The sequence below is a fragment of the Clostridium sp. C105KSO13 genome (genome assembly GCF_001517425.1).
GTDB lineage: Bacteria > Bacillota > Clostridia > Lachnospirales > Lachnospiraceae > Muricomes.
The window spans coordinates 105,674-118,924 of record NZ_FBWL01000170.1 but is presented as its reverse complement, the minus strand read 5'-3'; the positions used below and the strand labels follow the sequence as shown (position 1 = coordinate 118,924).

At 43.6% G+C, this 13,251-nt stretch carries 15 protein-coding genes; all 15 read right to left on the bottom strand.

All coding sequences use genetic code 11. The annotated features are described in order from the left end of the window. Window positions 1-52: 52 nt before the first annotated feature. The 15 genes from trxA to pyrF all read right to left on the bottom strand — a co-directional run bounded on the left by trxA (window position 53) and on the right by pyrF (window position 13,246). Window positions 53-361, bottom strand: coding sequence for a thioredoxin (trxA, locus tag BN3456_RS12885; RefSeq protein ID WP_089984679.1), 309 nt, complete (start codon window positions 359-361; stop codon window positions 53-55). Window positions 362-464: 103 nt separating this feature from the next. After that, window positions 465-1,121: a Crp/Fnr family transcriptional regulator gene (locus tag BN3456_RS12880; protein WP_089984677.1), complete on the bottom strand. Its 657-nt coding sequence runs from the start codon at window positions 1,119-1,121 to the stop codon at window positions 465-467. 11 nt (window positions 1,122-1,132) lie between these two features. Continuing rightward, the gene (locus BN3456_RS12875) at window positions 1,133-3,241 is read right to left on the bottom strand and encodes a penicillin-binding transpeptidase domain-containing protein (RefSeq protein ID WP_089984675.1); all 2,109 of its coding nucleotides are present in this window, start codon (window positions 3,239-3,241) and stop codon (window positions 1,133-1,135) included. Next, window positions 3,219-4,502: a phosphoribosylamine--glycine ligase gene (gene purD, locus BN3456_RS12870; protein WP_089984673.1), complete on the bottom strand. Its 1,284-nt coding sequence runs from the start codon at window positions 4,500-4,502 to the stop codon at window positions 3,219-3,221. Before purD ends, BN3456_RS12875 begins: the two co-directional genes overlap by 23 nt. Before the next feature lie 28 nt (window positions 4,503-4,530). Then, window positions 4,531-5,154, bottom strand: coding sequence for a phosphoribosylglycinamide formyltransferase (purN, locus tag BN3456_RS12865; RefSeq protein WP_089984671.1), 624 nt, complete (start codon window positions 5,152-5,154; stop codon window positions 4,531-4,533). Continuing rightward, on the bottom strand, window positions 5,148-6,173 hold the full coding sequence (gene purM / locus BN3456_RS12860) for a phosphoribosylformylglycinamidine cyclo-ligase (RefSeq protein WP_089984669.1): 1,026 nt from the start codon (window positions 6,171-6,173) through the stop codon (window positions 5,148-5,150). The genes purN and purM overlap by 7 nt, the downstream gene beginning before the upstream one ends. 27 nt (window positions 6,174-6,200) lie before the next feature. After that, the gene (gene purE, locus BN3456_RS12855) at window positions 6,201-6,713 is read right to left on the bottom strand and encodes a 5-(carboxyamino)imidazole ribonucleotide mutase (protein WP_089984667.1); all 513 of its coding nucleotides are present in this window, start codon (window positions 6,711-6,713) and stop codon (window positions 6,201-6,203) included. 92 nt (window positions 6,714-6,805) lie between these two features. Then, window positions 6,806-8,914 carry an aminopeptidase gene (locus BN3456_RS12850; protein WP_089984665.1) on the bottom strand — a complete coding sequence of 703 codons (2,109 nt, stop codon included), beginning with the start codon at window positions 8,912-8,914 and terminating at the stop codon, window positions 6,806-6,808. After that, window positions 8,915-9,286, bottom strand: a complete 372-nt coding sequence (locus BN3456_RS12845) for a DUF6142 family protein (RefSeq protein WP_089984663.1) — start codon at window positions 9,284-9,286, stop codon at window positions 8,915-8,917. Further along, window positions 9,261-9,749, bottom strand: coding sequence for a VanZ family protein (locus tag BN3456_RS12840; RefSeq protein ID WP_089984661.1), 489 nt, complete (start codon window positions 9,747-9,749; stop codon window positions 9,261-9,263). Before BN3456_RS12840 ends, BN3456_RS12845 begins: the two co-directional genes overlap by 26 nt. After that, complete coding sequence (locus BN3456_RS15960) at window positions 9,733-9,882, bottom strand: hypothetical protein (protein ID WP_176699196.1); 150 nt, start codon at window positions 9,880-9,882, stop codon at window positions 9,733-9,735. Before BN3456_RS15960 ends, BN3456_RS12840 begins: the two co-directional genes overlap by 17 nt. 12 nt (window positions 9,883-9,894) lie before the next feature. Next, entirely contained in the window at window positions 9,895-10,569 is a 675-nt protein-coding gene (gene pyrE / locus BN3456_RS12835) for an orotate phosphoribosyltransferase (RefSeq protein ID WP_089984659.1), read from the bottom strand. A gap of 25 nt (window positions 10,570-10,594) precedes the next feature. After that, complete coding sequence (locus BN3456_RS12830; RefSeq protein WP_176699204.1) at window positions 10,595-11,497, bottom strand: dihydroorotate dehydrogenase; 903 nt, start codon at window positions 11,495-11,497, stop codon at window positions 10,595-10,597. Next, entirely contained in the window at window positions 11,497-12,300 is an 804-nt protein-coding gene (locus BN3456_RS12825; RefSeq protein WP_089984655.1) for a dihydroorotate dehydrogenase electron transfer subunit, read from the bottom strand. The genes BN3456_RS12830 and BN3456_RS12825 overlap by 1 nt, the downstream gene beginning before the upstream one ends. A gap of 19 nt (window positions 12,301-12,319) precedes the next feature. After that, on the bottom strand, window positions 12,320-13,246 hold the full coding sequence (gene pyrF, locus BN3456_RS12820) for an orotidine-5'-phosphate decarboxylase (protein ID WP_089984653.1): 927 nt from the start codon (window positions 13,244-13,246) through the stop codon (window positions 12,320-12,322). Window positions 13,247-13,251 lie beyond the last annotated feature (5 nt).

The window sequence follows — 13,251 nt, the reverse complement described above, 5'->3', positions numbered from 1 at the left end:
AATTTCTCCTTATACAAAAATGGTGCCACTATTATAGCGGCACCACATTTCTTTAATCAAAAAGGGCAAGCACATCACTTTTGGGTTTTGCTCCCAGATCTTTTTTGCTAATCTTTCCGTCCTTAAATACGATAAATGTAGGGATACTCATAACTCCGTATTTCTGAGCAATTTCCATCTCTTCATCAATATTTAATTTATATACTTTAGCATCCTTCTTCTCTTCTGCAATTTCCTCTACTACAGGAGCCATCATTTTACATGGTCCACACCAATCTGCATAGAAATCAACAAGTACCGGCTTATCTGACTGTAAAACCTCCTGGTCAAAGTTTTGTGCTGTAACATTTGTGATTGCCATATTTATTCCTCCTTTGTTTACATTGAAAATCATCTTTCCTTACGATTAAGTATAACATACTTTTTATATTTTTATGTGACAATATCACAAAAGAAGTGAGAAGTCATACTTTTTCCAGCTTTGCCGCATCTAACACTTTAATACGTCCGCGGGCAAGTTTTAAAAGCCCGTCTCTTTGAAATTGTTTTAAAAGTCTGGTCACTACTTCTCTTGCTGTTCCGATGTCCCGGGCCAGAGCATCATGGGTGATTATCAGCGTGTCTGAACCGGCCAGTGCCCTGTGTTCCAGTATTGCATCAGCCAGTCTGGCAGCTACGTTGGAAAATACATACTGATTAAACAGCCACATGATATCCGAAAATTTTTCCGATACCATCTCCAGTGTATAATCTTTTACTTTAATGTTCTTCTCACTAATATTCTTATATAACACTTTTGGTATGGTACAAATGAGAGAGTCTTCCTCTATCTCCATGTCAAGCTCAATATCCAGCCCTTTTAGCATACACGCGGCACTTAATATACTTACGTCCCCATCCAGAAGCCTGAACAAGGTGATTTCTCCGCCTCCTGCCGAAGTCACAAACACCCTCGTCTGTCCCTTTTTTATTATCTGCACGCCGGCGCACTGTTTTCCCCCGTAATGCAGTACCTGACCTTTTTTATACAAACCTTCCTTCACACCATCTGCCAGAGCATTCTGTTCATTTTCTGTTAAGTCCTTCCAAAAAGGAAGTGCATGCTTCAACAATTCTCTCATGAAATTCCCACCTATCTGCTATATGCCTCTGCAATTGCCCGTACCTTTTCTGTCACGTAATTACTTCCTCCTTTTTGCTTCACATCATCTACCATTCCCGCTATGACAAATGGCTTTGCGATGTCTTCCGTAGTTTCGCAGACAAACCATCCTCTCTCTACACCTGAAGTATCATCCTGGCTCTCCTTAAGCTCCGCGGTCCCCGTCTTGCCCAGCATAGTAACACCGTCAATCTTTGCCTTTGCCCCGGTCCCCGAAGGATTCTCAATAACCTGTATCAGATCATTTTTCACCAGTTCCGCAGTTTCCCGAGAAACTACCTGCTGCTTCCAGACTTTTGCCTGTGGATTCTCCTGATAGATAATAGTAGGCTGCAGCATATTTCCACCGTTTACAAACATGGTGTACATGGACGTCATATGAAGAGGATTTACGAGTAGCTGTCCCTGTCCATATCCGGTATCTGCAAGCTGTATATCTGAATCTATCTTATCGTCATCATCATAAGTGGAGGCCGAAAGGGTAAGCTCAAAGGGCATCTCTTCTTCAAATCCCATGGTTTTAAACTTCTGAATCATGGTGTCGCCCCCAATGTCCAGCGCTGCCCTTGCGAAATAAATATTATCAGAATAGACAAGTGCATTTTCCAGGTTTACCTCTGCACCATAATCGGTCAATGTGGTTACGTAATAATTCCCCCAGCTTGCATCTTTCTGCCACTTCAGCCCAACATTGCCTTTATTTTCATCCGGATTAATCTTTCCCGTATCCACACCTATTGCCGCCGTAATTGCCTTAAAGGTAGAACCTGGGGTCCAGGATGTATTAAAACGATTCATCAAAGGCTTATTTTTGTCTCCGTTTAGATCATTCCAGCGCTTATCCGACATCCCCATAACAAATTCATTTGGATCATACGCCGGAGTACTCACCAGAGCCAGCACCTCTCCTGTTTTTGGATTCATAGCTGCCAGCGTCCCTGGATCTGAAGAAAACTGTTCATAGGCATTTTTCTGCATTTGAGAATCCACCGTCACCTGAATATCCTCCCCGTTCTCGGCCGGTTTGAAGGCTATCGTATCCATTTTTGTGCCATCTGCAGTTACAATATCAATACTGTGGCCATCCTTAGCTTTAAGTTTATCCTCAAAAGCCCGCTCCAGTCCTGACTTTCCTATCACGCTGTTTTCAGAGTATCCTTTTCCTTCCAGATCCTTTAAGTCATCCGCAGTTACTGCCTGCACATAGCCGGTGAGCTGGCCTGCTGCCCCACCGAGAGGATACACTCTTTCTTCTTTATCCTGAATTAAAATTCCCGGGATACCAAGTAATTTTTCCTCTGTTTCTTTATCTGCCTTCGAAATTTCTTTCAGAGGGACAAAAGAGTCATCCTGTACATAGGAGGCATCCAGTTCCTGATTGATTGCATCTTCTGTCATATCCAGTATCTCGCCGATTTTCCGAATGGAATCTGCCCTGCTTTCGCCCAGTTTGCCCGGTACAATACCCACTTGTGAAACCGGGCCCTGCCCTGCAAGCATTTGCCCGTTTCTGTCAAGAATGGAACCCCGTTTCGCAGATTCAGTATTAATCTGGACTTTATAATCATCTTCCAGAGACGGAAAAATCAGGCTAGAATCCCAATCAATACAATAGGCCCTGTCTTCCATATTCAATTTCATTTTATTATCAAATGTCACTTCACCTGCAGAGGTATCCATTGCTGTGGAGTAAGAAATCATAGCCTCTTTTCTGCCATCTTTATATTCAGGGTCCCCCTTCAAAGTAACTTTTATATTCTGAGCAGATATCCCCTCGTAAATCTTTTTATTTCTATCGACAAAATCATCTTTCTTTATATTCTTTTTTACTTCTGTACTCAGCAGGTCGTACATTTGTTCATACTTGCCCTTATTCAGAAACGCAAAGTATTTCTTTGCAGTCTCCTGAGGAGTAGATTTTATCTTCAGCAGGTTCCAGACCAGAACTACACCCGCACCTGCAATCAACACAAATATAATCGCAGCAAAAACCGGCCATTTCTTTTTCTTCGTCTGAGCCTTTCTCCTTTGCCTATAGCTTTTCCTTGATGCCAAATCAATCACATCCCTTCGCCTCATCAATGGCCTTTCCTATATCATGACGCATATACTTGTTTTCAAACTGAACCCAGTTTGTAGCCTTGTAAGCATTTTCTCTGGCTTCCTTAAGATCTTTTCCTTTTGCTGTAACTCCAAGTACACGGCCTCCGTCTGTTACTATTCTATCGCCGTCCAGTCTGGTTCCTGCATGAAAACAGTAATAACCTTCATGCTTTTCGAACGCCTCCAGCCCGGTAATCTCATACCCTTTTTCATAGTGTACAGGGTAACCTTCGGAAGCAAGTACCACACAGACAGCCGCATTATTTTCAAACTGCAGCTCGATTTGATCAAGGGTTCCGTCAATACAAGCTTCCATGACTTCGATTAAATCAGTTTTCATACGGGGGAGCACCACCTGGGCTTCAGGATCGCCAAAACGGGCATTATATTCCAGAACCTTTGGTCCTTCGGCCGTCAGCATCAGTCCAAAGAAAATAACTCCCTTAAATTCCCTTCCCTCCGCAGCCATTGCATCCACGGTAGCCTGATATATATGTTGGCTGCAGAAGTCTTCTACCTCTTTCGTATAAAAAGGACTGGGGGAGAAAGTTCCCATTCCTCCCGTATTCAATCCGGTATCTCCATCTCCTGCACGCTTATGATCCTGAGCAGAGGTCATGGTTCTGATTGTCTTCCCATCTACAAAAGAAAGTACAGACACTTCCCGGCCAGTCATAAATTCCTCTATTACCAGTTCATTGCCTGCGCCCCCGAATCTCTTTTCCACCATGATTTCCCGTACACCCGCCTTTGCTTCTTCCGGTGTACTGCAGATTAATACGCCCTTTCCCAGCGCAAGTCCGTCAGCCTTTAATACTATTGGATACTTTACAGTTTCCAAGTATTCAAAAGCCTTTCCCGTATCTGTGAAGCATTTATAATCTGCGGTAGGTATATTGTATTTACGCATCAGCTCTTTGGAAAATGCTTTGGAGCCCTCCAGTATTGCTGCATTTTTCCGGGGACCGAATGTGTGGATTCCCGCAGCTTCCATCTTATCCACAAGCCCGCCCACCAGCGGAGCGTCCATACCGACAATGACAAAATCAATTGATTTTTCCTTTGCAAAAGCAACCAGTTTATCAAATTCCATCACATCGATGTTTACACAACAGGCGCATTTTGAAATTCCTACGTTTCCAGGAGCACAATATAGTTTCTCTACCCTGTTGCTTTTTGCCGCACTTTCCGCAATTGCATGTTCTCTGCCGCCGCTTCCAACAATCAATACCTTCATAGACTTCTCCTTTAAAAGACTGTTCATCTTATGAGATTAACGCTTTACCATCATCCACCGTAACTTTACCCTTTGCAATCAAATCTATTGCCTGGGGAAGAATCTTCCATTCCGCTTCCTCCATCACTCTTTGCTGTAGGATTTCCGGGGTATCTCCCTGTTTTGTTTCCACAGCTTTCTGCAGGAGAATGGGCCCCGTATCTGTTCCTTCATCCACAAAATGAACCGTTGCACCGGTGATTTTTGCGCCCCGGTCCAGTACTGCTTTGTGGACCTTCAGCCCATAATAGCCTTTTCCGCAAAAAGAAGGGATCAGCGACGGATGAATATTAATGATACGATTCCTGTATTTATCAATCATTGCCGGTGGAATTACAACCAGAAAACCGGCCAATACAATTAAATCAGGACTAAAACCATCCACTGTTTCTAAAAGTTTCCGGTTAAAATCCTCTCTTTTCTCCCAGTCCTTGGGTGATACACAGCAGCTTGCAATATTATTTTCGCTGGCGCGCCTGAGTGCATAAGCATTTTTGCTGCTGCTGACGACGCCCGCAATCCCTGTGTCTGAAATTATACCGTCTTTTATGCTGTCAATAATGGCCTGCAAGTTGGTTCCGCTCCCTGAGACCAGGACGACTATTTTTAACATAAGGTGACTCCCTTTTCCCCGGCCTCAATCTGTCCTACTACATAAGGCTCCTCACCTGCAGTTCTCACCGCTTCCATTGTTTTATCCACATAGTCCTTATCTACGGCGAAAACCATGCCAAGCCCCATATTAAATGTATCGTACATCACCTTTTCATCAAGGTCACCGTCTGCTAAAAGCATATTAAAAATCGGCGGTATGGGATAACTGTTTTTATATATTACCGCATGAGTATCTTCTCTCAGCATCCGGGGAACGTTTTCATAGAATCCTCCCCCTGTAATATGACTGCATGCCTTAATCGTAATACCTGCTTCTTTTACACTGCGCAGCGCCTTTACATAAATCTTAGTGGGAGTTAACAGAGCTTCCCCCAAACCGGCCTGCAGATTGTCATAATATGTATTGAGTGAGTCCAGATCCATTTTGAATACACTTCTCACCAGAGAAAATCCGTTGCTGTGCACTCCCGAGGAGGCCATCCCAATCAGTACATCCCCCGGGGTCAGGTCTTTTCCTGTAATCAAGTCCTTCTCATCCACGACACCGACCGCAAATCCCGCAAGGTCATATTCGTCTGCAGAATAAAATCCCGGCATCTCCGCTGTCTCCCCGCCAATAAGAGCCGCCCCGGCCTGTTTGCATCCGTCGGCCACTCCACTGACGATCGAAGCGATTTTTTCAGGTTCATTCTTTCCACATGCAATATAATCCAGGAAGAACAAAGGCTCTCCTCCTGCACAAGCTATGTCGTTAACACACATTGCGACACAATCAATTCCAATGGTGTCGTGCTTATCCATGAGAAATGCCAGTTTCAGCTTGGTTCCTACACCATCTGTACCGGATACCAGTACAGGTTTCTCCATATTTTTGAATTTCTCCATGGAAAAGGCTCCTGAGAAGCCTCCCAGGTTCGTCAGCACCTCCGGCCTCATCGTTTCCTGCACATGCTTCTTTATCAGTTCCACCGACTTATAACCGGCTTCTATATCAACGCCTGCAATTTTATAATCCATAAGATCTACAACCTCCGCTGTTCATCCTTATTTTCCCATGAGATAAGCTTCATATCCTACTTTCTCCAGATGTGCGGCTTTTCCCTGTACCTTCTCTTTCATTTCCCCGGAATATTCCTTGAGCCTGTTCAAAAGTGTGTCATCCGACACTGCCAGGATCTTAGCAGCAAGTATGGCAGCATTCATCCCGCCATCTATTGCAACTGTAGCCACAGGGATTCCCGGCGGCATCTGTACGATTGAAAAAAGTGCATCCTCTCCTGCCAGATTCTTACCTGACATAGGAACACCTATAACCGGCATCGGAAACAAAGCTGCACACATACCTGGCAGGTGGGCAGCCATTCCTGCACCTGCAATAATCACTTTAATTCCCTTTCCTTCCGCTGCCTTTGTCCATGCAAAAAATACATCCGGTTCACGGTGGGCAGAAATAATAGTCATCTCATAATCAATTCCCAGCTTTTCCAGCATATCGGCTGCCTTACTCATAACCTTCAAGTCAGAATCGCTTCCCATCACAATACCTATCTGTGGCATATTGTTTCTCCTTTCATAGCTAAAACATGGAAGTTCTTTTCGCTAAGCTCGAAAGGGCCTGGCTAAGCTCAAAGAACGGTCTCGCACTAAGTTCATCCTTCGCTAACGCTCGGATTCACTAAGTTGCTTTCGGCCAATGGTTCATTTAGAATTTCTGTTCCGCTTAATACAAATCTTCCGTCTTTTAATAGTATAATATTTTCCCCTTCTTTTGTCACTACACTTATTTCTTCTAACTCTTCATAAGGTATGGTTATATCTGTATGACAGTGGAAATATGCTTTGGACGGATCCTCCCTGCGAAGGGACGACACAGAGTTGTCTTTAGCAACAATTTCCTTTCCATTAGGATTGAAGACCCGGACATCTTCGCTCCAGCTGTAACAAGTATCCCCGACCGCAAAGTGAGGTCCCATTTTTTCTGCAATCAGTATAGGCATTTTGTCTTCTATTTTATATTTTTTTGCTGCTACATAGGCTGTCGTATTTGTTCCGATTGCAAATTCTCCCAGAGGCAGTGTTTTATGGTTATGGAATACATTTTCATAAATATATTTTTTATTGTCATCTTCTTTTTGAAAATTAGTGCAGGTGTAATCTGCAATCATACCGTCCTTAAAATCGATTTTCAGATTTTGGTACTGCAGTTCAAATAGATACACCTTGCTCACATGAAGTGTCCCTTCAGTGCCCTCCAGCACAGGTGATGTGAACACTTCTCCCACGGGAATATTTACATCAGCAACACAGTTTTCGAATATGGTTTCCTTTTGGGGATCTGTCAGGCGATAAAGCTGTACTTTTAAATCCGTCTGATTTTCGCCCTTTCCAAGAATACGAACATATTCTCCCCGGTCCAGAGCATCAATAATTGTCTGCTGCACTTTTTCATAAACTTTAGCATCCAGCGTATTGATTCGGATTACCTCGTCAAAAATTGCCGGATAGTCACTGCCGATTTCTGGTACAGGATAAGCAATGATGGTGAAGCTTCTCTCATCGCCTTTGATATACTGATTCGTAATCTGGCCGGATTTATTGTCAAAAAGCAGGGACAAAGACCGCTGTGCGTCTGTATAAGAGGTCGCCTCTAATCTTGCTTCCGGTGAAAATGGCTTTTCTCCAAAAATTTCCATTACAGCCGGACCCGCAAATTGGGCAGCCAGTTCTTTGTTTTTGTCATATACATTCTTTAAGACATCCAGCTTGCGTTCAACGTATGCTTTATCCATAAACAACGCCTGATCAGATCTGTGGTCATAGTCGTACTGTTTATTTGGGATAGCGCCATAATATCCTGTCTTAAACTGTTCTCTTTTTGTAATCACACTGGAGGCCGCCCTGTAAATTACAGGTTTCAGCCCCATTTTCTCAAAATTTTGAATTGCCAGTTTGACTACTTTTTCAAACCCAAGGCAGTAACGTATATTTACAACCGATTTCTTTGACAAATCTTTACCGGTATTAATAAAACCTATGCGGTAGCCCTCTGTGTATACATCTGCCATTTTCTGAATTGTTTCCTCAGGCAGACTCCTCAGATGTCTGGCAGTTCCCAGCTCATTTTCTGAAATGTATTCTCCAAACCGATAGAGATATCTGTCATCCTCCAAATCCATCGTATTTATAATATCTGCAGCAAAAGAATAGGCAGGATTTATCTGTTCTTCAATCCTGTCCGCCAGAAATACATCACAATAGTCACTGGCATACCAGTACACAATATTTTTCAAGCTTTTATATTCCGGTGCCTTTTCACCCTCAAAACAATTGTAAATTTCGATAAACAACTCATGAAGAACCGTAAGATAATCCATCTTATTTTCAAAAACATAGGGAATCCCCGCTCTCATTTCTGCATAAAGGACACTTAAAAGCTGCCCATATTCCTCCCCCAGCATTTTTACGGCATAGACTGGGTTTGCGTAACTTGATTCATATCGTGCCCCCAGAATATCTGCATACAATGCTCTGTTAATTTCCTGCATCTTTGCCAGGTCCAGGTTCCCCCAGTGGGCGTTTTCTATTTCCCGCCGCACCTCGTCAAGTTCCAGCAAAAATCCGGCTGTTTTCTGAAAAAACGTAGAAAAGGCAGCATCTGCCACCTCTTCTATGGCAATCTGCTTCATTCTTTCTATCGTAAGTTCATGCCTTTCTCTGCACTGTTCATTTTTTTCCCTCTGTAGTTCTTTCCAACCCATCTACAAAACACCTCCTATAAATATTAGTATAAGACCAAGCAGAATCACAATATTCGCTGCTATCCCTGCCTTACAGGTAATGTAGCGCTTTTCTCTTTCCCGCATTCCTTTTACACCGGCCCGGATTCCGACTGCTGCCAATATGATTGAAAGAATCCCGACTCCTCCGATGAATCCAAACGTTTCTCCCCGCATAACAAATGCAATCAATATACAGCTTTGCAGAATGGCAAAAGATAACCCCGCATAGACGCAGGAATATATTCCCATACGCGAATGCTTCAGCTTTGCCTGTCCGTACTTTCTGATTCTCTTTCGGCTTCTGTCCCTTTCTTTCTGCTTATTCTTAGCGTCTCTTTTTCCTATATCCATAATATTTTCTCCTTATCCAGTTGCAAATTGAGAACACTATATAGCCCAGAATTCCTCCTACTGTGTTCAGCAGAAGATCATCTACATCAAAACTTCCCACTTTCGTGAGTATCTGAAATATTTCTACACACATACTCAAGCCGAAACTATAAAAGAAAGTCATGAAAAAGCCTCTGCTGCTGCTTGCCATGGAAATAAAAAAACCATAGGGCACAAATATCAGTATATTGCCGAATAAATTCGTAAATACCGCAAAGCTCCCCAATTCTTCTCTATATTCAATAAATCGTTTTATCTCCTTAAATAGAACAAGATTATATCGATATCCCCCTGAGTCTCCTGTTCTGCCGTACCAATCGGAAAAAATCAGGAAATACAGGAGAAAGAAGAGATAAAGTACAAACAACACCTTTCCCAGGATACGGAGTCTTTTTATTTTAATTTCTTTAAAATGTAATTTCATTTTTATGTTTTAAAAGGCGAACGCCGTTAATTATAGTGATAATTCCTGTAGTAATTCCTGTCACAATCATAATAATTCCAAGTGCAACGCTGCCTGCTCCTGCACTTGACATTGCCTTATACGCTTTTTCCATGAAACTTCCTCCTTACTTTACACCATATTGTTCGTAATATGCATCAATTGCAGCTTTTAATGTATCATTAATGATAATTTTTCCTTTATAGGGATTATTGTACAGATGCTCTACAACTTCTTCCATTGTCACAATTGCGGTTGTCATAAGACCATAAGTTTCCTGAATCTCAGACAGTGCACTTTTTTCTCCCTGTCCCCGTTCCATGCGGTCCACAGATACTACGAGTCCCACAGGTGATACATTTCCCTGCGCTTTGATAATGGGAAGTGTCTCAGCAATGGAAGTTCCTGCTGTAGTTACATCCTCGATAATCACTATTTTATCTCCATCTTTAATCGGACTTCCCAGAAGAATCCCTTTGTCCCCGTGATCTTTTACTTCTTTCCTGTTTGAACAATACCGGATATCTTTTCCGTAAAACTCACTGATTGCCATTGTAGCTGTCACGGTAAGGGGAATTCCCTTGTATGCGGGTCCAAACAGTACATCAAAGTCAAATCCAAATTTTTTCTCGATCGCTTTTGCATAATATTCTCCCAGTTTTCTGAGCTGAGTACCCGTGCGGTAAAAACCTGTATTCACAAAAAAAGGAGTCTTTCTCCCACTTTTCGTAACGAAATCTCCAAATCTCAAAACTTCACAGTCAATCATAAATTCAATAAACTCTTGTTTATATTGTTCCATATTTTCGAAAGCCTCCGTATTATATTTACTGTACTTTTCCAATTATATCACTTATATTTTCAATATGGTGTTTTTCCATATATTTTTCGATTCCGTCAGCAATTTCTTCAACCGCGCTGGGATTATAGAAGTTTGCCGTCCCTACCGAAATTGCTGTGGCACCGGCCAGAATGAATTCTATAGCATCTTCCCAGGCTGCTATTCCGCCCATGCCGATAATTGGGAGCTTCACCGCATTTGACGCCTGATATACCATGCGTACAGCAATAGGTTTTACTGCCGGGCCGGACAAGCCTCCTGTCCGATTTGCCAGTGCAAAGGTCTGTCTGTGAATATCAATTTTCATCCCTGTTATGGTGTTGATCAGGGATAATGCATCTGCCCCGCCTGCTTCTGCTGCCTTTGCCGTGTCTGTGATATTCGTCACATTGGGACTGAGTTTCATGATGACCGGCTGTTTTGCGTATTTCTTTATTTCTTTTGTAATTGCTTCCACTGATGCAGGATTCTGTCCAAAGGCTATTCCGCCTTCTTTTACATTGGGACAGGAAATGTTGATTTCCAGCATATCCACCGGCTCGTCCGCCAGGCGTTCTACAACCTCGCAATAATCTTCCGTGGATTTTCCACACACATTGACAATGATTTTTGTACGAAATTGTTTTAAAAAAGGAATGTCCCGGTCACAGAATACTTCCATCCCCGGATTTTGAAGTCCTATGGCATTGAGCATGCCGCCGTGTGTCTCTGCAATTCTTGGCGTGGGATTCCCCGGCCAGGGTACATTTGCCACCCCTTTTGTCACCACTGCGCCAAGACGGTTTAAATCTACAAATTCACTGTACTCTTCCCCGGAACCGAAAGTGCCGGATGCTGTCATCACCGGATTCTTCAGTTCTATGCCTGCAAGGTTCACTGTTGTGTTCATCAAATCTCCACCTCCGTAGATAAGAATACAGGCCCGTCCTTACAGACACGCTTATTGTGTACATGACTGTGTCCGTCAATTTCCTTTGACTTGCATACACAGGCAAGGCAGGCGCCGATACCACAGGCCATTTTTTCCTCCATAGATATATAGCATACTATGTCTTTTTCTGTCGAATACTGCTTGATTGCGCGCAGCATAGGAGCCGGCCCACAGGCATAAATGATATCCGCGGACAATCCATTTTCCTCCATGGCATCCATTACATTTCCCCGGGTTCCGGCACTGCCGTCTTCCGTGGCAATATAAAGACTGCCCTGCTCTTGAAACTCTGCCTTCAAAAACTGCTGGTCCCGATACCCCATGACCATAATGGTTTCTGTATCCAGTTGTTTCGCCAGCTCCAGCAGGGGGGGGACACCGATGCCGCCGCCGATCAGCATTGCCCGGCAGTCTTTTGCTTCTCGTCCTGTGATCTCTGCTGCATCCAGCGGGAAACCATTTCCTAAAGGTCCCAGTATATCTATGGTATCCCCAGAGTTTAAAGCCGCAAACTGTTCTGTTCCGGTTTTTGTTCCTGTCACCCGGTACACAACACGGATGCCGCCTTTTTGCCTGTCTATCTCGCACAGGCTGACAGGACGGGGAAGGAGCTTGCTTCCGTCTTTTGTATACATAGAGATAAATTGACCCGACACTGCCGATCCGGCAATTTTCTCTGTGTGAATCCACATGCTGTAGACATCCGGCGCAATACACTCCTGAGACATAATTACAGCAGTTTCTTTTTGTCTGTCTGCCATTTAACTCTTCCTCCTGCATTTATTTCCCGGCCAACGCATTTCTGATATCTGCAGTCATTGCTTCTACAGCCGCCCTTGCAGCATCGCCAAAATTCTCAGCTCCAAATTCTTTGTACGCTTCCTGCTTGTAAGCCGCAATAATGCCCCGGGAGGAATTTACAATAGCACCCAGGCCATCTTCGTTGAAAAAATGGACCAGATCCTTTCCCCGGCCGCCCTGGGCACCGTAGCCGGGAACCAGAATGTAGGATTTTGGCATCACATTGCGAAGCACTTTGCCGATGTCCGGATATGTAGCTCCCACAACCGCCCCTATATAGCTGTACTCATCGCCCATGCACTGTGCACCCCACTGGGCAACCTTCTCACCCACCAGTTCATAAAGAGGTCTTTTGTCAATCAGTCTGTCCTGAAATTCCCCGCTGGAAGGATTGGAGGTCTTCACCAGAACAAACAATCCTTTCTGCTCCTTACTGCACACGTCAATAAAAGGATTCACCCCATCTGAACCAAGATAAGGATTGACAGTTACAAAATCTTCATCGAAAGGAGCATACTCCCGGCTTCCCACTTTCACTTTTCCAAGATGTCCCACAGCGTAGGCTTTCGAAGTGGAACCGATATCTCCTCTTTTAATATCACCTATTACAACCAGATCTTTTTTCCTGCAATAATCAATCGTTTTCTTAAAAGCAATCAGCCCCGGCACTCCGAACTGTTCATACATAGCAATCTGAGGTTTTACTGCGGGAATCAAATCATAGGTCTTGTCCACAATCTCTTTGTTAAACTGCCAGACAGCCTCGGCAGCTCCCTCCAGAGTATCGCCAAATTCTGCAAACGCATTTTTCTGTATATGTTCCGGAATATAATCCAGCATAGGATCCAGCCCCACAACAATGGGTGCTTCCGTCTTCTTAATCTTTTGCACAAGTTTGTTAATCATAAAGC

Bases quoted from the DNA above. Each gene is read 5' to 3' on its own strand.
- trxA (WP_089984679.1), bottom strand. From the start codon at position 361: ATGGCAATCACAAATGTTACAGCACAAAACTTTGACCAGGAGGTTTTA.
- BN3456_RS12880 (WP_089984677.1), bottom strand. From the start codon at position 1,121: ATGAGAGAATTGTTGAAGCATGCACTTCCTTTTTGGAAGGACTTAACA.
- BN3456_RS12875 (WP_089984675.1), bottom strand. From the start codon at position 3,241: ATGAGGCGAAGGGATGTGATTGATTTGGCATCAAGGAAAAGCTATAGG.
- purD (WP_089984673.1), bottom strand. From the start codon at position 4,502: ATGAAGGTATTGATTGTTGGAAGCGGCGGCAGAGAACATGCAATTGCG.
- purN (WP_089984671.1), bottom strand. From the start codon at position 5,154: ATGTTAAAAATAGTCGTCCTGGTCTCAGGGAGCGGAACCAACTTGCAG.
- purM (WP_089984669.1), bottom strand. From the start codon at position 6,173: ATGGATTATAAAATTGCAGGCGTTGATATAGAAGCCGGTTATAAGTCG.
- purE (WP_089984667.1), bottom strand. From the start codon at position 6,713: ATGCCACAGATAGGTATTGTGATGGGAAGCGATTCTGACTTGAAGGTT.
- BN3456_RS12850 (WP_089984665.1), bottom strand. From the start codon at position 8,914: ATGGGTTGGAAAGAACTACAGAGGGAAAAAAATGAACAGTGCAGAGAA.
- BN3456_RS12845 (WP_089984663.1), bottom strand. From the start codon at position 9,286: ATGGATATAGGAAAAAGAGACGCTAAGAATAAGCAGAAAGAAAGGGAC.
- BN3456_RS12840 (WP_089984661.1), bottom strand. From the start codon at position 9,749: ATGAAATTACATTTTAAAGAAATTAAAATAAAAAGACTCCGTATCCTG.
- BN3456_RS15960 (WP_176699196.1), bottom strand. From the start codon at position 9,882: ATGGAAAAAGCGTATAAGGCAATGTCAAGTGCAGGAGCAGGCAGCGTT.
- pyrE (WP_089984659.1), bottom strand. From the start codon at position 10,569: ATGGAACAATATAAACAAGAGTTTATTGAATTTATGATTGACTGTGAA.
- BN3456_RS12830 (WP_176699204.1), bottom strand. From the start codon at position 11,497: ATGAACACAACAGTGAACCTTGCAGGCATAGAACTGAAGAATCCGGTG.
- BN3456_RS12825 (WP_089984655.1), bottom strand. From the start codon at position 12,300: ATGGCAGACAGACAAAAAGAAACTGCTGTAATTATGTCTCAGGAGTGT.
- pyrF (WP_089984653.1), bottom strand. From the start codon at position 13,246: ATGATTAACAAACTTGTGCAAAAGATTAAGAAGACGGAAGCACCCATT.